The following is an 18,516-nucleotide window of genomic DNA, read 5'->3' on the forward strand; positions in this document are numbered from 1 at the left end:
TCACCTTGCCCGACTTGGCATCGAGCGAGACGAGGGTGGTGTCGGCCTGGTGCAGCAGGATGGCGCCGTCGGCATAGGCCAGGCCACGGTTGACCGTGTCGCAGCACATGACCGGGATCACGGACGGGTCCTGCTTGGGCTCGTACTTCCAGACGATCTTGGCGTCGTGGTCGAGGTCGAGCGCGTAGACGATGTTGGGGAAGGGGGTGTGCACGTACATCATGTTGCCGACGACGAGCGGGGAGCCCTCGTGGCCGCGCAGCACGCCGGTCGAGAAGGTCCAGGCGACCTGGAGGTTCTTGACGTTGCCGGCGTTGATCTGGTCGAGCTTCGAGTAACGGGTGTTGGCGTAGTCAACCGTCTGAAGCACCTGCTGGGCCGGGTCCTGGCTGCGCTTCAGCACGTCCTCATTGGCGAGCGCGGGCGTGGCGGCTGCCAGACCTGCACCGAGGGCGAGACAATGGACCGCTCTCATGAGTCCTCCGTGGCATTTTCTCGACCGAGCCGGCCGCACGATTGCCGCCGGGCTCCGGGGTTGCTGGAAAAGCGCGTGGCGCATCTCTCCTCGTCAGTCTTGGACCCGATCAAACGAGTCTAGAACGACGATTTCTCAATCCATAATCAGATTTGAGAAAATAGCAATAAGGGTAATATAAATATTCGCCTATTGATATCAGGAAACCATAGATCTTCTCTGCGCAGACACCGATAGTGCCGGCACATTGATCGTCAAACTCAGCAAGACTGATGAATAAAAGCCTGATCTTTCCGCCGATGTTCTGTTGACTTGGCGAGGATGATCGTTAGGGTCACTCCTGTTTGCGACTGGATCTTACGGCTCTTCAGCTTGGACCGCTCGGGAGCTTATCGATCACGGCGAGGCTACCCGGCCTCGCCGTTTCTTTTCGTGCGTCGTTGAGCAAGTCGGGCCTCGGCGGCGCGATGTCCCGCCCCCTGCCAAGACAGTGTTGCGGCACATTCGGGGAGCATGAAATCTTTCTAAGAACGAGTCAAACGGCGGGATGATTTGGCAATCACTGCCGGTAAAATCAGACGCTTGCGGCGGGTGTTTCGGCAAGACGAGGCAGAAGAATAGGATCGTAATCCGTTTCTGCGTCGCTATTGGCTCGCCGCCTCTCCGTCCCCGTCGATCGGACGAGAAGCGGGTTCCCCGCGCCGTCATGGGAGCCCTGCGCCCGCGCGGTTGCCTTGCGCGGCCGGGCATGCTGCCTGCCGCTCGCCATGCCCAGGATTTCCCCCGCATCGTCCGAGGCCGGGCGGCTGCTCGCCCCGCTCGTGCCGAGCCTGTTCGTCGTCATCTGGGCGACGGGGTTCGTCGCGGCGCGCTTCGTGGCCCCCTTCGCGGAGCCGCTGACCTTCGTGGCGATCCGCGTTACCGGGGTCGCCCTCGTGCTCGCGTCTCTCGCCCTCGTCATGCGGGCGCCCTGGCCGCAGGGACGGGCCGGCTGGCGCGACGCCCTCGTGGCAGGCGTGCTGATGCAGGGCTTCTACGTGGCCGGCGTGTTCTGGTCGGTCCATCGCGGGCTGCCGGCCGGCATCGCCGCCCTGGTCGGGAGCCTGCAGCCGCTCCTCACTGCGATGCTGGCCCGGCCCATCCTCGGCGAGTATGTGAGCCGCCGCCGCTGGCTCGGCATCGGGGCGGGCTTCGTCGGGGCCGCGCTGGTCCTCGCCCCGAAGGTCGGCGCGGCCGACGCCTCCGGCATCCCGCCCGTCGCGCTCGGGGCCTGCCTCGGGGCGATGGCCGCGATGACGCTCGGCACCCTCTGGCAGAAGCGCACGGGCGCCGGCGCCAACCTCGTCACCAACGCCGCCGTTCAATTCGTCGGCGCGGCCCTCCTCACGATCCCGATGGCGCTCGCCTTCGAGGCGGGCCGGATCGAGAACGTCCCCTCGTTCTGGCTCGGCCTGTCCTGGTCGATCCTCGTCAACTCGGTCGCGGGGATCCTGCTGCTGCTCTGGCTGATCCGGCGGGGCGCCGTGGCGGGCGTCGCCTCGCTCCTGTTCCTGGTGCCGCCCGTCTCGGCCGCGATGGCCTTCGCCCTGTTCGGCGAGACCCTCAGCCCGGTCCAGTTCGCCGGCATGGCGGTCGCCGCCGCGGGTGTCGCCGTCGCCAGCCGGGCTGAGGCGGGCCGGCCAAAAGTATAATGAATTCAGGGGCTCTCAGGCGGGGAGGGCGACATAAAACCTCTACTGTCATGGCCAACCTGCCTATAATGACCCCAAGACCTTCCTTCACGAGAGACCGCCTATGTCAGCCTCACCCGCCCTCTCGCCCGCGCTGCAGGACCTCGTCTCGCTGAGCCGCGAAGCGGCCGACGACGCGAAGAAGCTCGTCGCCGAGGCGACCCGCCGCGTCCGCAGCCGGGTCCTGTCGCCCGAGGGCAAGCTGGATTCCGCCAAGCTCGAGACCGAGCAGCACGCGACCCACGGCCTCGCCTGGCTCGCCACCTACGGCGAGGCCGTTCGCGAGCTCGCCCACTACGCCGCCAATCTGGAGGCGGCCGGCCGCCTCGGCGAGACCGAGACGCTGCTCGTGCGGATCGGCCTGGGCGAGTATCTCGACCAGATGTTCGGCGGCATCCCGATGAGCCAGGGCGAGATGGTGCGCCCGACCACCTCGCTCGGCCTCTCGGCCCGCGAGCTCGCCCAGTTCCGCACCGGCGCCATCGAGGCGATGATCGCGGACGGCAACACGCCCGAGCACCGCGCCGCGCTGGTGGCCCGGATCCGCGACGGCGGCGGCTCCGCCACGGTCGGCGATTCCGGCCTCGACGAGGACATGGAGGCGATCCGCACCGAGATGCGCCGCTTCGGCAAGGCCGAGGTGGTGGAGAAGGCGCAGGAATGGCACCGGGAGAACGCCTACATCCCGATGGAGATCATCGAGAAGATGGCCGAGCTCGGCGTCTTCGGCCTGACGATCCCCGAGGAATACGGCGGCATGGGGCTGCCCAAGATCTCGATGTGCGTCGTCTCGGAGGAGCTGTCCCGCGCCTATATCGGCGTCGGCTCGCTCGGCACCCGCACCGAGATCGCCGCCGAGCTGATCCTGTGCGGCGGCACCGAGGAGCAGAAGCACCGCTTCCTGCCCAAGCTCGCCTCCGGCGAGATCCTGCCGACTGCCGTGTTCACCGAGCCGAACACGGGCTCGGACCTCGCCTCGCTCCGCACCAAGGCGGTGAAGGACGGGGACACTTGGAAGATCTCGGGCAACAAGACCTGGATCACCCATCCGGTGCGGGCCGACATCATGACGGTGCTCGTGCGCACGAAGCCCGAGGAGAAGGGCCATCGCGGCCTCTCGATGCTGATCGCCGAGAAGCCCCGCGGCTCGGACGCGGAGCCGTTCCCGGTGCAGGGCCTGTCGGGCGGCGAGATCGAGGTTCTCGGCTATCGCGGCATGAAGGAATACGAGCTCGCCTTCGAGAATTTCGAGGTGCCGGCAGGCAACCTCCTCGGCGAGGTCGAGGGCAAGGGCTTCGCCCAGCTGATGCAGACCTTCGAATCGGCCCGCATCCAGACGGCGGCGCGCGCCATCGGCGTGGCGCAATCGGCCCTCGACGTGGCCCTGCGCTACGCGGAGGAGCGGGTGCAGTTCGGCAAGGCGCTCGTGAACTTCCCGCGCGTGGCCGACAAGCTCGCCATGATGGCGGTGGAGATCAACATCGCCCGCCAGCTCACCTACTTCTCGGCCCGTGAGAAGGACGAGGGCAAGCGCTGCGACCTCGAGGCCGGCATGGCCAAGCTGCTCGGCGCCCGCGTCGCCTGGGCGGCGGCCGACAACGCCCTGCAGGTCCACGGCGGCAACGGCTTCGCGCTGGAATACACGGTGAGCCGCATCCTCTGCGACGCGCGCATCCTCTCGATCTTCGAGGGCGCGGCCGAGATCCAGGCCCAGGTCATCGCCCGCCGCCTGCTCGAGACGGTCTGAGCCGGCGCGAAGCATCGACGAGACGGGGCGGCCGGAAGCAATGAATCCCGGCCGCCATGCCCCCGATCGATCGGCGGCCGGGATCTTCGGCGCGAACGATCTTTCCTGCAGCATCCTGCAGGATCCCGCCTTCTCCCACCCATCGCCGGATCTATAGTTCCCTCCAGGACGGCGCGCGTCGACCGATTCGCCGCCGCAAGGGAGGGGACGATGGCGGGGCGGAAACAAAAGGCGCCGGCGCGCCGGCTCGACGCCCTGCCCGACACCGTCGATTTCCGCGACGCGCTCTACGTCCCGGCGCTGATCGCGGTGAGCGCGATCTCGGATATCGAGGGTTATCGGAGGGCCGCAATCCCCGTGCTCGACCAGGGCCGCGAGGGCGCCTGCACGGGCTACGGCCTCGCCACGGTCGCGAACTACCTCCTGCAGGCGCGGGGCAAGGACCCCTCCGCCGACGAGGTCAGCGCCTGGATGCTCTACACGATGGCCAAGCGCTACGACGAGTGGCCGGGCGAGGACTACGAGGGCTCGAGCGCCCGCGGCGCCATGAAGGGATGGCACAAGCACGGGCTCTGCGCGAAGGCCCTGTGGCAGGACGCCGATCCGAACCGCACCCTCACCGAGGCGCGCTCCGCGGACGCGCTGAGGCGCCCGCTCGGCGCCTATTTCCGGGTGAACCACAAGGACCTCGTCGCGATGCACGCGGCGATCGGTGAGGTCGGGATCCTCTACGCGACGGCGAGCGTCCACGAGGGCTGGCAGCAGGTCGGGACGGGCGACGAGCGGATCGCCTACCGTCCCGGCGCCGTGCCCATCGGCGGGCACGCCTTCGCGATCGTGGGCTACAACCGCGAGGGCTTCTGGATCCAGAACAGCTGGGGGCGCGACTGGGGCGCGGACGGCCTCGCCCTCGTCACCTATGCCGACTGGCTCGCGAACGGCACCGACGTGTGGGTGGCCGCGCTCGGAGCCCCGATCGAGCTCGCCGAGGATGCCGGCCCGGCCGCGATGCTGTCCGGCGCGCCGCGCAGCTACGAGAGCCGGATCTACGCCGATCTCCGCCCGCACATCATCACGGCGAAGAACGACGGCATCCTCGACGACAAGGGGGCCTACGGCCTGACGGAGGCCGGCCTGAAGGACATCGTCGCGGAGCGGATGCCGCGGCGGATGGCCGGCTGGGCCCGCAAGCGCGTGGTGCTCTACGCCCATGGCGGGCTCGTCTCGGAGGAGGCCGCCGTCCAGACGGTGGCCGGCAACCTCGATCCGCTGCTCAAGGCGGAGGTCTACCCGCTCTCCTTCATCTGGCGCTCCGACGCGCTCTCGACGATCGGCAACATCCTGCGCGACGCGCTCGGCAGGCGGCGCAGCGAGGGGATCCTCGACGCGGCGAAGGACTTCATGCTGGACCGGATCGACGACACCCTCGAGCCGCTCGCCCGCCTGCTCGGCGGCAAGGCGCTCTGGGACGAGATGAAGGAGAACGCCACCCGCGCCACGACCCGCGCGAAGGGCGCAGCCCGGCTGACGGCGGCGCACCTCGCCGACCTGAGCAAGAGCGGGGCGATCGACGAGATCCACCTCGTCGGCCACAGCGCGGGCGCGGTCTTCCACGCCCATCTCGCGAGCCATCTGGCCGCCGAAAGCGTGCCCGTCAGGAGCCTGACGCTGTGGGCGCCGGCCTGCACCATGGCGCTCTTCGACGCGGTCTACCGGCCGCTGATCGACGCACGGAGAATCGAGAGCTTCGATCTCTACACGCTCGACGACGCGACCGAGCAGGACGACGATTGCGCCGGCCTCTACAACAAGTCGCTGCTCTACCTCGTGCGCGCCGCGTTCGAGGAGCGGGCCGGGATCTTCGGCGGAACGCCGCTCCTCGGCCTGGAGCGGGACGCGCGGTCCATCCCCGCCTCGTTCTGGCGGCCGAAACGGACCGCCTGGCACCTGGCGCCGGGGCCCGACAGCAAGGCCCTGCATCACGGCGACTTCGACAATGACCCCGCCACGCTCCTGTCGACGCTCCGCCGGATCACGGAGCAACCTCAGCCGGTGGCCGTCGTCGAGGCGGCGCGCGCGGGCCGAACCCGCTCCAGAGCGGCCAACCGGCAGATCCGGCGAAGGCTCGACCTCGTGCCCGCGCGCTGAGGCAACCTACTTCGTGATCTTCACGGAGATCGGATCGCTCGACGGGAATGTCTCCTCCAGCGCCTCGTCCAGGCGCTCGCTCATCGCCTCCTGGCGGTTCTCGGGATTCTTCGCGTCGCCGGGCTTCGCGCTGCCCTGCTGGAAGCCGGGCTTGTCCTGCCCCTCGGGGGGCTTCGTCGTGGTCTCGGCCATCTTGGCACTCCTCTGACGCGGGAGGCACCGGGGCCGGTGCCGATACGCGTCAACGCGGGGGGCGGACCGGTGTTTCCGCTTGCCCGAGCGGGCGGACGCCCGCGTCAAATCCTGCCGTCCCGGAGGGGGGCCGGGCCCCCGCCCTGTTTAGACTCAGCCCTCGGCCGCCCCGCGCTTGCCGAAGGGGAGGGGGAGCGCGGCCCCCGGAACGGGACGCGCGGCGCGGGCGGTGGCGGCCTCGCGCATCACCGCGTCGTAGACGAGCATCAGCCGATCGAGATGCGCGTCGAGGGTGAGGGGCGACGACCAGTAGCGGTCATGCGCGGCGCGGCCCATCCTCTCGGCGAGCTCGTCGTCGGCGAGGCGACGCAGATGCGCGGCCAGCGCGTCCGGATCGCCCGAGCGGAACCAGAAGCCGGTCTCGCCGTCCTCCACCGCCTCGCGGCCGGCGCAGGCGTCGCTGACGATCACGCCCGTGCCGCAGGCGAGCGCCTCGTGGACGGTGAGGGGCTGCCCCTCGTACCAGACGCTCGGGAAGACGAGGGCACGGGCCTCGCGCAGCAGCGCCTGCACCGAGGCGGAATCCTGCCAGCCGAGCATCACCGCCTCGGGATAGCGCGCGGCGAGCATCCCCGCCCGCTCCCCGTCGCCGGCGAAGACGGGGCGGATGCCGGCGCGCCGCGCGGCTTCCGCGAAGATCGGCGCGCCCTTCTCCGTCGAGATCCGGCCGACGAAGAGGAACGCGCCGCCGGCCTTCGGCCGCGGCGGGGCCTCGGGCACCGGGATCGGGTTCGGCACGCGGTGGAAGGTCGTGGCGCGGGGCAGGTGCGGGGCGGCGGCCCGCTCCTGCAGGTCGCTGATCGTGATCACGTGGCGGAACAGATCCGGCAGGCGGGCGACGGTCTCGAGCCCGAGATGCCGCACCACGCGCAGGAGCTTGCGCGGGTAGGAGCGGGCGTCGCAATTCGTGGTCAGGCAGTCCCGCGACATCGGCGTGCGATGGCAGATGCGGGCCGCCGGATACTCGTAGAACCCGCCATTCGGGCAGACGAGAAAGAACTCGTGCATCGTGTAGAGGAGGGGCAGCCCGCTCGCGCGCAGAGCCGTCCCGATCGAGGGCGAGAGCGCCTTGGCGAAGGCGTGGACGTGCACGATCGTCTCGCGCGGGTCGACGCGCTCCAGTTCCGCGGCGAGGCGCCGTGCGGCCGTGCGGTTCCAAATGGCCTGGACGGCGAAGGCGAGCTTGCTCGGCGCGGTCGCGATGTCGTGCTGGTCGAGGCAGACGACGCGGATGCCGGCCTGCGCGAGGCGCGGGTCGGCCGGCCCCACGGCCGCGAAGAGGGTCACCCGGTGGCCGCGGCCGGCCAGCCCGAGCGCCGAATCGATCGCGACCTTGGCTTGGCCGCCGTTCACGAAGGCGTGGTCGGCGACGAGTACGACGTGCAAGGCAACACCATCCCGGCGCCGGAAACTGTCCCTCCATTTACCGGACGGCAGTTGATTGCGCGTAAACCCCGGACCTCCGCCCGAAGAATTCGCGCCGCGGATTCTCGCGTTCCGAGCGCGCCATGCACGTCGTCATCCTGGCGGAATTCGCCGTTCCGAGCGGCGGGGCCGAGAAGGTCGCGCTCGAATCGGCGCGGGGACTGGCCGAGCGCGGGCTCGACGTGACCTTCATCCAGGGCGTCGCCGGCCCCGTCGACCCGATCCTCGACCATCCCCGGCTCCGGCACGTCGCCCTCGGCCTGCCCGACATCTGGAGCCGGCCGGCCCTGTCGGCGGCGGCGTCCGGCATCTGGCACGGCCGGGCGGCGCAACGCCTCTCCGCCGCCCTCGCGGGCCTGCCGCGGGCCGATTGCCTGCACCTCCACCAATGGACGCGCTCGCTCTCGCCGAGCGTCTTCCCCGTGCTGCTCGGGGCGGGTGTGCCCGTCGTCGTCACGCTGCACGACTACTTCCTCGCCTGCCCGAACGGCGTCTACTACCGCTTCGACCGGGCCGAACCCTGCGCGCTGCGGCCGCTCTCCGGGGCCTGCCTCGCCGCGCCCTGCGACGCCCGGAGCCGGGCGCACAAGCTGGTGCGGGTGGCCCGTACCGGCGCCCTTCGCGCGGCCGCCGGGACCGGCAGGCTGCACCTCGTCCATGTCTGCGACGCGACGCGCTCCCGGACGGAGGGGATGCTGCGGGGCCTCGCGGCTGCCCACCACCGGATCGACAACCCCGTGGGGGTCGCGCGCGGCGCGCCGGCACGTCCCGAGCGGGGAGACGCGATCGTCTATGTGGGTCGCATGACCGAGGAGAAGGGCGCCGACCTCGTGGCGGACGCCGCCGAGGCGGCCGGGTTGCCCGCGCTCTTCATCGGCTCGGGTCCGCTGGCGGAATCGTTGCGCGGGCGCCCCGGACTCGAGATCCTCGGCTGGCGGAGCCCGGCGGAGGTGCAGGCGATCCTGCGGGCGCGGGCCCGCGCCGTGGCCGCGCCCTCCCGCTGGCTGGAGACGGGGCCGCTCACGATCTACGAGGCGCTCGCCGCCGGAATCCCGGTCGTCGCCTCCGAGCGGTCCGGAGCCTCCGAGAAGGTCCGCCACGGCCAGACCGGTTTCGTCGTCGCGCCTGAGCCGGGCGCGCTCGCCGCCGCCTTCGCGGCCCTGCGCGACGACGCCCTGGTCGAGGATCTCGGCCGGGAGGCCCACGCGCGGTACTGGGCCGCCCCCATGGACCTCGGCGCCCATTGCGCGGCGCTCACCGACTTGTACCGGAGCCTCGCCCGCGCGGATTTGGTTGCACCGCAACAGAGAGGCGCGGCCGTGGCCGCCTCTCGCTCCGCGCCCGGGGAATAATCGGCGGGGGGCACAGGGGTCGCGAGGCTATAATCCGCTCCTACCTCCGCGCGGGAGGAAGGATTTTGACCTCTTCGTACCGTCGCTGACAATTCCGTGACCTGAATTCAAGATACGGGTCCAGGCTGCATCCGCGATTTGACGCGTGGCCGTGCCCATTCTAAGCTCTCTGCCTGCGTCGCGCTCAGCTTCTAGAGAGTTGAGAGAGTTCGACCGATGACAGATGCCGCTCCGCCGGCCTGTTGACTTCTTTGCTGCAATGCAACATAAGTCCGGTCGTTGATCGCGGCCCGAAGCGCCGCATCGGACGCAAGACCTGCGAGGAGACGATATGACGACCCAGACCTTCGAGATTCCGAGCGAGCTGCGCGACTTCGCCGAGAAGTCCGTCGATCAGGCGCGTACCGCGGTCGGCACGCTGATCAGCAACTCCGTCAAGGCGGCCGATCAGGTCCAGTCCTCGTCGCAGACGTTCCAGTCCACCCTTCAGGCCGCCGTCGCCAAGGGCTTCGACCACGCCCAGAGCAACGCGAACGCGACCTTCGACTTCGCGCAGAAGCTCGTGCGCACCAAGGACCTCCGCGAGGCCTTCGAGCTGCAATCCGAGTTCGTCCGCAGCCAGTTCGCCGCCCTCCAGGCGCAGGCGAAGGATTTCGGCGCCCTCGCGCAGAACGCCGCCCGCTGATCGGGCCCGGCCCGGCCCCTCGGGGCCGGGCCTCGTACCCCGCCGGCCGAACCCGGTGCGGGACCATCGTGAATCGCCTCGACGAGGCCCCGTTTGAGGTCGGCCGGGGGCTGACATCGGCCCGCCGCGCCGCCACCGTGCGCCATCGGGACCGAGGGGTGTTGAGGAGACCAAGCCATGGTGAAACGGCCCACACATCAGCCGTCCCGCACGGCCGGGCGGCGCGCGCCGCGCGCGTTGGCGAGCGCGACATCGAACAAGGACGCGGTGAAATCCGCCCTGCCGAAGGCCGCACCCGGCCCGGCTTCCGCGCTAAAGCCCGCGCCGCAGGCGGCGAAGCCCGCGCCTGAAGTGGCGAAGCCCGCCCCCGCGAAGGCGCCCCCCGCACCGGCTCCCAAGGCTTCGGCCGCCCCCAAGGCTCCGGCTGCGAAGCCGGTCGAGAAGATCGCCCAGGCGAGCTCCGCCGTGCAGAAGCCGGCCGAGATCAAGCCCGCCGCCAAGTTCGATCCCAAGACCGAATCGAAGCCCGAGACGAAGCTGCTCGACAGCGTGTCGCCGGCCTCGCTGACGAAGCCCGCCCAGAGCCCGGCTCCCGTCGCGGTCGCCCAGAAGGCGGTCGAGGCCGCGGTCGAGGTCGCCAAGGCGGCGCCCGCCGCCACGGCCAAGGCGGCCGAGACGGTGCGGACGGAAGTCCGGAACGCGGCCGAGAAGGCCGCCGAGACCGCCCCGCGCGCCGCGAAGCTGCCCTTCGAGCTCCTGAGCGTCAGCCTCTCGACGCCGTCGATCGACGTCAGCGGCATCAACGCGACGGTGCTCGCCTTCATCCGCAACGAGAGCGCGGCGGCGCTCAGCCACCTTCAGGCCCTCGGCACGGCGAAGTCGCCGGCCGACCTGATCCGGCTTCAGGTGGCCGAGCTGCAGCGCGTCGCCGACGCCTCGCTGACCTGCTGGAACGACGTCGCCCGCAAGGCGAGCCGGATCGTCGAGCGCCCGAAGGCGTGAGGCCGGCTGCGGGCGGGAACGTCCCGAAGAGACCCCGGGCGCCGGTGAGGCGCGCCCGGGCCGTCGGCGCGAAGGTGCGACGCCGACTCTCGCGCGCCGCAATCGGCAGCGCTACATAGCTCCCGGACAACCGCCCTGCGCCCGTGCCGTCCCGTGGACGTCCGGTCGATGCGGGTGCGGATGCCGATCCGTGCCATTCGGGAGCCCTGCATGATCCGTTCGCCCCTTCCGCTCGCCCTCGCCGGCGCGGTCGCGCTCGTCCTCGCGGGGATGCCCGCCTCCGCGCAGATGATGAAGACGCCGGAGGCCGCGCCCGCGAAGGGGGCGCCGCAGACCCGCGGCGAGGTCCAGCTCTCCTTCGCGCCGGTGGTGAAGCGGGCCGCGCCCTCGGTGGTGAATGTCTACGCCTCCCACGTCGACAAGCGCCCGCAGGCGCGCGCCAACGCCATGGACGAGTTCATGCGCCGGTTCTTCGGCGAGCCGGGGCGCGGCGGGCGCGGCATGCCGGGCGAGCGGGCCCAGCGCTCCCTCGGCTCCGGGGTGATCGTGGACGATGCGGGCCTCGTCATCACGAACAACCACGTCATCGACAACATGAACGAGGTGCGCATCGCGCTCGCCGACCGGCGCGAGTTCGAGGCGACGATCGTGCTGCGCGACCCGCGCACCGACCTCGCGGTCGTGAAGATCAAGAACCCGGGCAGCGGCCTCGTCTCGATGCCCTTCGGCGATTCGGAGACCCTCGAGGTCGGCGATTTCGTGATGGCGATCGGCAACCCGTTCGGCGTGGGCCAGACGGTCACGCAGGGGATCGTCTCGGCGCTCGCCCGCACGCAGGTCGGCTCCTCGGACTACCAGTTCTTCATCCAGACGGATGCGGCGATCAACCCGGGCAATTCGGGCGGCGCGCTCGTCGATCTGCAGGGCCGCCTCGTCGGCATCAACACGGCGATCTACTCGCAATCCGGCGGCAGCCACGGCATCGGCTTCGCCATCCCCGCCGGGATGGTGAAGGCGGTGGTCGACGCGGCCAAGGGCGGCGACAGCACGGTGCGCCGCCCCTGGCTCGGCGCCCGGGTGCAGAGCGTGACGACCGACATCGCCGAGAGCATGGGCCTCGACCGGCCGACCGGCGTCCTCGTCGCGAGCCTCCAGGCCAAGAGCCCGGCGGAGGAGGCCGGCCTCAAGCGCGGCGACCTGATCCTCTCCGTGGACGGCCAGAACGTCGACGACCCGGAAGCCTTCGGCTACCGCTTCGCCCTCAAGGGCATCTCCGGCCAGACCAAGTTCGGCGTGCTGCGCGGCACGGGGCGCACGGCGGTGACGGTGAAGCTCGGGCCCGCACCCGAGACGCGGCCGCGCGACGTCCTGAAGGTGCGCACCCGCTCGCCCTTCCTCGGCGCGACGCTCGTGAACACCTCGCCCGCCGTGGCCGAGGAGCTTCAGGTCGAGCTGCCCGGCGAGGGCGTCGCGGTCCAGGCCGTCGAGGACGGCTCGGTCGCGAGCCGCGCCGGCCTGCAGAAGGGCGACCTGATCGTCGCCATCAACGGCGTGCCGATCTCGACCACGAAGGACCTCGAGCGCGTGACCCGCAACACGCTGAACATGTGGGAGGTCTCGATCAACCGCGGCGGCGAGGTGCTGACCTCGGTGTTCGGGGGGTAGCGCGGCGGTTGCGGGCGGCGAGCGGCGTGACTAGGGTCTGGCGCATGCGGCTCCTTCGCGCCCTGGCCCGTCTCGTCCTCGCCCTGGCGCTCGTGACCGCGGCGGGCGTGCATGCGCCGTCCTCCGCCGCCCCTGCGGGCGCGGCCCATCGGCATCCGGACCAACACGCCACGGCCCACGCCACGGCCGCCGGAATCGACTGCGCCGCGCAGGGTCACCACAGCCGCGCGGACAGGCATCCCGCGCCCGGCGACGATGGCTGCCGCACGGCCTGCTGCTTCGTGGCCGGTCACCTGCCGGCCCGCCCGGAGGCGAGCGAGGCCGCGTTCTTCCGCACCCTGCGCTTCGCGATCGTCGCGCAGCCGTTGTCGGGCCGGCACTCCGCACCCGATCCTGAGATTCCGAAACGCGCGGCCTGAGGGCCGGGGCCGCAGCCCCGGCGCCCCCGCTCACGCGGGCGCAGCACGCCTTTCGCTTCTTCAGGAGATTCTCATGCACCCCGTCTCGGGTCGTCGCTTCGCGACGCGTCGCCTCACGTCTCACCCACTCTTGATCCCGGCGCTTGCGGCCGGGCTGAGCCTCGCCGCGCTGCCGGGCGCCTCCGCCCAGCACGAGGGCCATCACGGCCATCGGGAGCCCGGCGCCGGCAGGCCAGCCGTCGCCAAGCACGCCCCGCCGCGCCCCGCCGCGGCCGCGCACCACGCGGGGCACGGCCCCACGGCGTCCGACACGCCGGCCGTGTCCGAGTTCAAGGCCGCGCATGCGGGCATGATGCGCGGCATGGCCGTGCCGTATACCGGCGACCCGGACGCCGATTTCCGCATCCAGATGATCCCGCACCATCAGGGCGCCATCGACATGGCCCGCGTCGCGCTGCGCCACGCCAAGGATCCGTGGACGCGCCAGCTGGCCGAGGCCGTGATCGTGGAGCAGCAGCGGGAGATCGCCGAGATGCAGGCGTGGCTCACCCGGCGCGGCCTCCCGATTTCCCGGGGCGGGCAGCCGACGCACGTCCTCGGCCCCGATTCCTACCGGTCCCACACGGAGGAAGCCGGCACCCGGGACGAGGCGCGGGGGCAATCCTGGGCGCCGGGAGCCGGCGTCCCCGCCGCGAACTGACCCGTCTCGCCGGCCGCTGGCGCGTCGTCCACGATCCCTCGATCGTGGCCGACGCGTCGGCCTCCCGGGACAGCGCATCGTCTTCCTGGCGGGAGGACATCCGCGCCGCATGACAACGCGCTAGCCCCAGGGACCCCCGCGGCCGGTCCAGTGTGCGTCCCGGAAGCCGCCCGCGCGGGCCGGGGCGCCGCCGACCTCGCCGGCGAGCCGGTGCAGGGCCGCGACGCGTTTCGCGGTCGCCGGGTGCGTCGAGAACAGCGTGTCGAGGCCGCGGCCGGACAGCGGGTTGACGATGAAGAGCGGCGCCGTGGCCGGATGGCTCTCGGCCGACGGGCTCGGCACATGCGCGACGCCGGCCTCGATCCGCTGCAGCGCGGAGGCGAGCCAGAGCGGGTTGCCGCAGATCAGGCCGCCCTCCCGGTCGGCCGCGTATTCCCGCGAGCGGCTGATCGCGAATTGGACGATCATCGCGGCGATGGGCGCGAGCAGGGTGGTGCCGATCAGGACGAGGGGGTTCGGCCGTGCCTCGCCCCGGCCACCGAACAGGAAGCCGAATTGCGCGAGCGTCGCGATGGCGCCGGCAAGCGTCGCCGAGACCGTCATGGTGAGCGTGTCGCGGTTCCGGATATGGGCGAGCTCGTGCGCCATCACGCCCGCCACCTCCTCGCGGCTCAGCGCCGAGAGCAGGCCGGTCGTCGCCGCGACGGCCGCGTTGCGCGGGTTGCGGCCGGTGGCGAAGGCGTTCGGCTGCGGGCTGTCGATCAGGTAGACCCGCGGCATCGGCAGGCCGGCGCGGGACGCGAGATCCCGCACCAGCGCGAACAGGTCCGGCGCGGTCCGGGCATCGATCTCGCGGGCGTCGTGCGCGGCGAGCGCGAGGCTGTCGGAGCGCCAGTAGGCGTAGAGGTTCGTCAGCGCGGCGATGCCGAGGGCCACCGCCATGCCGCGGCCGCCACCGAGCAGGAGGCCGACGGCGCCGAACAGGGCCGTCAGGCCGGCGAGCAGCAGGGCGGTCTTGAGGACGTTCATCGGTCGGACCCTCCGGGAGACGGATTCTTCAGGTGGGAGCGGCCGGCGCCCCCGCAAAGGCCCCGCTTCGGCGGGTGCCCTGTCCGACGAAGACGTCCGGGGAGAGCGGCCCCGCCGGCCTTGCGGAGGAGGGCGCCCGGGGTGTTCATGGCGCGATGTCAGACCTCTTCGCCACGGCCGGGATCGAGACCGACACCAACGGCCCCGACGCCCCGCGGCCGCTCGCCGACCGCCTGCGCCCGAAGACGCTCGGCGATGTCGTCGGGCAGGAGCACCTCACCGGCCCGGACGGGGCGCTGACGCGGCTCCTGCGCTCGAACAGCCTCGGCTCTCTCGTGTTCTGGGGTCCGCCCGGCACCGGCAAGACGACGGTGGCGCGGCTGCTCGCCCGCGAGACGAGCCTGCATTTCGAGCAGATCTCCGCGATCTTCTCGGGCCTCCCCGACCTGCGGAAGGTCTTCGACGCCGCCCGCAAGCGGCGGGCGACGGGGCAGGGGACCCTGCTCTTCGTCGACGAGATCCACCGCTTCAACCGGGCGCAGCTCGACGCCTTCCTCCCCGTGATGGAAGACGGCACGGTGACGCTCGTCGGCGCCACCACCGAGAACCCCTCCTTCGAGCTCAACGCCGCGCTCCTCTCGCGGGCGCGGGTTCTCCTGTTCCGGGCCCTCGACGAGGCGGCGATCGCCAAGCTCCTCGTGCGTGCCGAGACCCTGACCGGCCGGGCGCTGCCCCTCGACGAGGAGGCGCGCGGGGTGCTGGTGCGGATGGCGGACGGGGACGGGCGCGCGGCGCTGACGCTCGCCGAGGAGGTCTGGCGCTCGGCCAAGCCCGACGAGACGATCGACGCCGAGACGCTGCAGGCGATCATCCAGCGCCGCGCGCCGATCTACGACAAGGCGCAGGAGGGCCATTACAACCTCATCAGCGCCCTGCATAAGACCGTGCGCGGCTCGGACCCGGACGCCGCCCTCTACTATCTCTGCCGGATGCTGGACGGGGGCGAGGACCGGCTCTTCATCGCGCGCCGCCTCGTCCGGATGGCGGTGGAGGATATCGGCCTCGCCGACCCGCAGGCCCTCGTCGTCGCCAACGCCGCCAAGGACGCCTACGACTTCCTCGGCAGCCCCGAGGGCGAACTGGCCCTGGCGCAGGCGACGATCTACCTCGCCTGCGCGCCGAAATCGAACGCCGTCTACACCGCCTACAAGGCGGCGACGCGGGTCGCCAAGGAGAACGGCTCGCTGGCCCCGCCCCGCACCATCCTCAACGCGCCGACGAACCTGATGCGCAAGCTCGGCTACGGCGAGGGCTACCGCTACGACCACGACGAGCCGGATGCCTTCTCGGGCCAGAATTACTGGCCGGACCGGCTCGGCCGCCAGCAATTCTACGCGCCGACCGACCGCGGCCTGGAGAGCCGCTACGCCGACCGCCTCGCCCATTGGGAGCGCCTGCGCCGCGAGCGCCGGGGCGAGGGGTGATCGAGGTTCTCTGGAAGGGGCTCGTCGGCGGCCTCGTGACGATGGCGATCGTGCTCGCCTCGCGCCGGGGCAACGTGCTGCCCGGCATCCTGCCGCTGGCGCCGACCTTCGCGATCATCGCGCTGCTGGCGGTCGGCGCGAAGGGCGACGCTGCCGGATTCCGCGAAGCCTGTCTGGCGGGCGCGAAGACGATCCCCGCCTACCTCGTGTTCCTCGCCGCCGCCTGGTGGCTCGGCGACCGGCTCGACTACCGCCTCGCCATCCTCGGGGCGCTCTGCGCGTGGCTCGCCGTCGCCGCCCTGATCTTCTGGCTGCCGCGCTGGCTCTGATCTTGCTGATCCGTCCTCGACAGAGGGGCGTCGGGCGCTAGCTTGCCGTGGGCGCGGAGCGGGAAGATCCTGATGCGGTGCTCGATTCTCGTGTTTCTCCTGTCGGCGGGTCCGGCGCTCGCCCTCGACGCGGGGATGACGCCGCCCCCCGAGACGCCGCCTCGCGGCTCGCGCCTCTACGGGAGCGATTTCAGCACCTTCGTCGAGGAGACCTACGCCCCGCCCCCGTCGAACGAGGGGGTGCGTCCGCGGGTCGACGGCCGGATCGAGTTCCCGATCGAGCCCCGCGGCGAGGAGCGGGGCCGCCGCTCGGGCCGGCCGTAGACGCGCGGCCGCCGAGCCGCTAGGTCAGCCGCCCCTTCCCCAGCGCGATCCTCAACCCGGAGATCCTTCTCTGATGGCGGCCTGCGGCCTCGATTTCGGCACCTCGAACACCACCCTCGGCCGCTGGCACGACGGCGGCCCCCGCCTCCTGCCCCTGGAGGACGGGCAGGTCACCATCCCGAGCGCGATCTTCTTCGCGCCGGGCCGCGAGGCGGTGATCGGGCGCGCCGCCATGACGGCCTACGTGGAGGGCGTGCCGGGCCGGCTGATGCGCAGCCTCAAATCGGTGCTCGGCTCCTCGCTCCTCGAGGAGACGACGCAGGTCGGGCGCGAGCGGCTGCGCTTCCGCGACGTCATCGCGCGCTACCTCGCCGGCGTGAAGGCGCGGGCCGAGGCCGAGGCCGGCGCGGCCTTCGACACGGTGGTGCACGGCCGCCCGGTCCATTTCGTCGACGACGATCCCGACGGCGACCGCAAGGCCGAGGCGGCGCTTCGCGCCATCGCGGAATCGATCGGCTTCCGGCACGTCTCCTTCCAGTACGAGCCGATCGCCGCCGCCCTCGATTACGAGCAGGGGATCGGGCGCGAGGAACTCGCCCTCATCGCCGATATCGGCGGCGGCACCTCGGATTTCTCGATCGTGCGGCTCTCCCCCGGGCGCCATCGCGGCGCGGACCGGGCCGAGGACATCCTGGCCAATGACGGCGTGCGGATCGGCGGCACCGATTTCGACCGGATGCTCAGCCTCGGCACGGTGATGCCGCTCCTCGGCCTCGGCAGCCCGATGCGGCGCGGCGACCTCGCGGTGCCCAACGCCTATTTCCACGACCTCGCCACGTGGTCGAGCATCAACCGCCTCTACAACCCGAAGACCCTGCGGGAGATCGAGGAGACCCGGCGGGATGCGGGCCGGCCCGAACTCCTCGGCCGGTTGCACGCCGTCGTCGAGGCGGAGCGCGGCCACAGCCTCGCGATGGCGGTGGAGGGCGCCAAGATCGAGACCTCCGAGAGCGGCGGGGCGCGGCTCGAACTCGGCTGGGTCGAGAGCGGGCTCGCGGCCGAGATCGACCGGGACGGGCTCGTGCGCCACACGGGCGATCTCGCCCGGCGCATCGCGGAGCGGGTGGGGCGCTGCCTGCGCCAGGCGGGCGTCGGCGCGGAGGCGATCGACGCACTCTTCCTCACCGGCGGCTCGACCGGCCTGCCGCATGTCCGCGCGGCGCTGACGTCCTGCCTGCCGCAAGCCCGCGTCGTGGAGGGCGACACGTTCGGATCGGTCGGGACCGGGCTCACGCTGGAGGCGGCGCGCCGGGCGCGCTGAAGGCGTCGTTTGTCGCAGCCGCGGGCGGGTGCTAGATCAGCGCGCCCCGCGGCGCTCAGGCCGCGCGGGGAGACTCTGCGTCAGAGCAATGAGACGGGGCGAGGCCGGCTGACGCCGTCGCCCGAGCGGCAGGACCATGACAGGAAAGCCTCCCCATCGCGGCGGCCCGAAGGGCGGAAGGCCCGGAGGCCCGGGCAACCCGCGCGCGACCGACAAGCCGCGCGCAAGCGGCAAGCCTCGCTTCGGCGCGTCGAAGCGGCCGGAGCGCGCGCGAACCGGCCCTCGGGCCAGCGCCCTCGACGCCGCCCAGCGCGCCGCCAGCCTGCGCGGCGACGACCGGGCTGAACGCTCGCCCTGGGATGCCGGCGAGGGAGCGGCCGAGCCCGCCGGCCGGACGCGTGCGCCCCGGGCCAGGCCCGCGCCCGCCCG

At 71.7% G+C, this 18,516-nt stretch carries 16 protein-coding genes and 2 pseudogenes; 14 read left to right on the forward strand and 4 right to left on the reverse strand.

Annotation, left to right across the window (positions count from 1 at the left end):
* Nucleotides 1–475: pseudogene (locus E1J50_RS20855) on the reverse strand (PQQ-dependent dehydrogenase, methanol/ethanol family); the annotation flags it as partial.
* A gap of 767 nt (nucleotides 476–1,242) precedes the next feature.
* On the opposite strand from E1J50_RS20855, the gene E1J50_RS20860 reads away from it, so the two are divergent.
* The 3 genes from E1J50_RS20860 (at nucleotide 1,243) to E1J50_RS20870 (ending at nucleotide 6,100) form a co-directional block, all read left to right on the forward strand.
* Nucleotides 1,243–2,166: a DMT family transporter gene (locus E1J50_RS20860; protein ID WP_132255716.1), complete on the forward strand. Its 924-nt coding sequence runs from the start codon at nucleotides 1,243–1,245 to the stop codon at nucleotides 2,164–2,166.
* 103 nt (nucleotides 2,167–2,269) lie between these two features.
* The gene (locus E1J50_RS20865; RefSeq protein WP_132255717.1) at nucleotides 2,270–3,952 is read left to right on the forward strand and encodes an acyl-CoA dehydrogenase family protein; all 1,683 of its coding nucleotides are present in this window, start codon (nucleotides 2,270–2,272) and stop codon (nucleotides 3,950–3,952) included.
* A 210-nt stretch (nucleotides 3,953–4,162) separates the two neighbouring features.
* Nucleotides 4,163–6,100, forward strand: a complete 1,938-nt coding sequence (locus tag E1J50_RS20870) for a C1 family peptidase (protein WP_132255718.1) — start codon at nucleotides 4,163–4,165, stop codon at nucleotides 6,098–6,100.
* 6 nt (nucleotides 6,101–6,106) lie between these two features.
* Here the strand turns inward: E1J50_RS20870 and E1J50_RS20875 are convergent, their stop codons facing one another.
* The gene (locus E1J50_RS20875; RefSeq protein WP_132255719.1) at nucleotides 6,107–6,292 is read right to left on the reverse strand and encodes a hypothetical protein; all 186 of its coding nucleotides are present in this window, start codon (nucleotides 6,290–6,292) and stop codon (nucleotides 6,107–6,109) included.
* A gap of 153 nt (nucleotides 6,293–6,445) precedes the next feature.
* Complete coding sequence (locus E1J50_RS20880; RefSeq protein ID WP_132255720.1) at nucleotides 6,446–7,738, reverse strand: glycosyltransferase family 4 protein; 1,293 nt, start codon at nucleotides 7,736–7,738, stop codon at nucleotides 6,446–6,448.
* 122 nt (nucleotides 7,739–7,860) lie between these two features.
* On the opposite strand from E1J50_RS20880, the gene E1J50_RS20885 reads away from it, so the two are divergent.
* From E1J50_RS20885 to copM, 6 genes are all read left to right on the forward strand, one after another.
* Nucleotides 7,861–9,129 (forward strand): glycosyltransferase, encoded by a 1,269-nt coding sequence (locus tag E1J50_RS20885; protein WP_132255721.1) that lies wholly within the window; start codon nucleotides 7,861–7,863, stop codon nucleotides 9,127–9,129.
* 331 nt (nucleotides 9,130–9,460) lie between these two features.
* Complete coding sequence (locus E1J50_RS20890) at nucleotides 9,461–9,814, forward strand: phasin (RefSeq protein WP_132255722.1); 354 nt, start codon at nucleotides 9,461–9,463, stop codon at nucleotides 9,812–9,814.
* 177 nt (nucleotides 9,815–9,991) lie between these two features.
* On the forward strand, nucleotides 9,992–10,816 hold the full coding sequence (locus E1J50_RS27510) for a hypothetical protein (RefSeq protein ID WP_165937934.1): 825 nt from the start codon (nucleotides 9,992–9,994) through the stop codon (nucleotides 10,814–10,816).
* Nucleotides 10,817–11,026: 210 nt separating this feature from the next.
* Nucleotides 11,027–12,481: a Do family serine endopeptidase gene (locus tag E1J50_RS20900; protein WP_132255723.1), complete on the forward strand. Its 1,455-nt coding sequence runs from the start codon at nucleotides 11,027–11,029 to the stop codon at nucleotides 12,479–12,481.
* A 44-nt stretch (nucleotides 12,482–12,525) separates the two neighbouring features.
* Complete coding sequence (locus E1J50_RS20905) at nucleotides 12,526–12,900, forward strand: hypothetical protein (RefSeq protein WP_132255724.1); 375 nt, start codon at nucleotides 12,526–12,528, stop codon at nucleotides 12,898–12,900.
* A gap of 73 nt (nucleotides 12,901–12,973) precedes the next feature.
* A complete protein-coding gene (copM, locus tag E1J50_RS20910; RefSeq protein WP_132255725.1) occupies nucleotides 12,974–13,600 on the forward strand; it encodes a CopM family metallochaperone in 627 nt (208 codons plus the stop codon).
* A gap of 120 nt (nucleotides 13,601–13,720) precedes the next feature.
* Here copM and htpX read toward each other — a convergent pair whose 3' ends face one another.
* Nucleotides 13,721–14,629, reverse strand: a complete 909-nt coding sequence (gene htpX, locus E1J50_RS20915) for a zinc metalloprotease HtpX (RefSeq protein ID WP_132255726.1) — start codon at nucleotides 14,627–14,629, stop codon at nucleotides 13,721–13,723.
* Between the two features lie 155 nt (nucleotides 14,630–14,784).
* Here htpX and E1J50_RS20920 point away from each other — a divergent pair, with 155 nt between their 5' ends.
* The 5 genes and pseudogenes from E1J50_RS20920 to E1J50_RS27850 all read left to right on the forward strand — a co-directional run.
* The gene (locus E1J50_RS20920; protein ID WP_132255727.1) at nucleotides 14,785–16,113 is read left to right on the forward strand and encodes a replication-associated recombination protein A; all 1,329 of its coding nucleotides are present in this window, start codon (nucleotides 14,785–14,787) and stop codon (nucleotides 16,111–16,113) included.
* A complete protein-coding gene (locus E1J50_RS20925; protein ID WP_245516679.1) occupies nucleotides 16,110–16,442 on the forward strand; it encodes a GlpM family protein in 333 nt (110 codons plus the stop codon). Before E1J50_RS20920 ends, E1J50_RS20925 begins: the two co-directional genes overlap by 4 nt.
* Nucleotides 16,443–16,514: 72 nt before the next feature.
* Complete coding sequence (locus E1J50_RS20930; protein ID WP_132255728.1) at nucleotides 16,515–16,766, forward strand: hypothetical protein; 252 nt, start codon at nucleotides 16,515–16,517, stop codon at nucleotides 16,764–16,766.
* A 73-nt stretch (nucleotides 16,767–16,839) separates the two neighbouring features.
* Entirely contained in the window at nucleotides 16,840–18,087 is a 1,248-nt protein-coding gene (locus E1J50_RS20935; RefSeq protein WP_132255729.1) for an Hsp70 family protein, read from the forward strand.
* A 136-nt stretch (nucleotides 18,088–18,223) separates the two neighbouring features.
* Nucleotides 18,224–18,516 (forward strand): annotated as a pseudogene (locus E1J50_RS27850) (RluA family pseudouridine synthase); the annotation flags it as partial.

This window comes from Methylobacterium segetis (genome assembly GCF_004348265.1).
In the GTDB taxonomy this organism is placed as follows: Bacteria; Pseudomonadota; Alphaproteobacteria; order Rhizobiales; family Beijerinckiaceae; genus Methylobacterium; species Methylobacterium segetis.

Bases quoted from the DNA above. Each gene is read 5' to 3' on its own strand.
- E1J50_RS20860 (WP_132255716.1), top strand. From the start codon at position 1,243: ATGCCCAGGATTTCCCCCGCATCGTCCGAGGCCGGGCGGCTGCTCGCC.
- E1J50_RS20865 (WP_132255717.1), top strand. From the start codon at position 2,270: ATGTCAGCCTCACCCGCCCTCTCGCCCGCGCTGCAGGACCTCGTCTCG.
- E1J50_RS20870 (WP_132255718.1), top strand. From the start codon at position 4,163: ATGGCGGGGCGGAAACAAAAGGCGCCGGCGCGCCGGCTCGACGCCCTG.
- E1J50_RS20875 (WP_132255719.1), bottom strand. From the start codon at position 6,292: ATGGCCGAGACCACGACGAAGCCCCCCGAGGGGCAGGACAAGCCCGGC.
- E1J50_RS20885 (WP_132255721.1), top strand. From the start codon at position 7,861: ATGCACGTCGTCATCCTGGCGGAATTCGCCGTTCCGAGCGGCGGGGCC.
- E1J50_RS20890 (WP_132255722.1), top strand. From the start codon at position 9,461: ATGACGACCCAGACCTTCGAGATTCCGAGCGAGCTGCGCGACTTCGCC.
- E1J50_RS27510 (WP_165937934.1), top strand. From the start codon at position 9,992: ATGGTGAAACGGCCCACACATCAGCCGTCCCGCACGGCCGGGCGGCGC.
- E1J50_RS20900 (WP_132255723.1), top strand. From the start codon at position 11,027: ATGATCCGTTCGCCCCTTCCGCTCGCCCTCGCCGGCGCGGTCGCGCTC.
- E1J50_RS20905 (WP_132255724.1), top strand. From the start codon at position 12,526: ATGCGGCTCCTTCGCGCCCTGGCCCGTCTCGTCCTCGCCCTGGCGCTC.
- copM (WP_132255725.1), top strand. From the start codon at position 12,974: ATGCACCCCGTCTCGGGTCGTCGCTTCGCGACGCGTCGCCTCACGTCT.
- htpX (WP_132255726.1), bottom strand. From the start codon at position 14,629: ATGAACGTCCTCAAGACCGCCCTGCTGCTCGCCGGCCTGACGGCCCTG.
- E1J50_RS20920 (WP_132255727.1), top strand. From the start codon at position 14,785: ATGTCAGACCTCTTCGCCACGGCCGGGATCGAGACCGACACCAACGGC.
- E1J50_RS20930 (WP_132255728.1), top strand. From the start codon at position 16,515: ATGCGGTGCTCGATTCTCGTGTTTCTCCTGTCGGCGGGTCCGGCGCTC.
- E1J50_RS20935 (WP_132255729.1), top strand. From the start codon at position 16,840: ATGGCGGCCTGCGGCCTCGATTTCGGCACCTCGAACACCACCCTCGGC.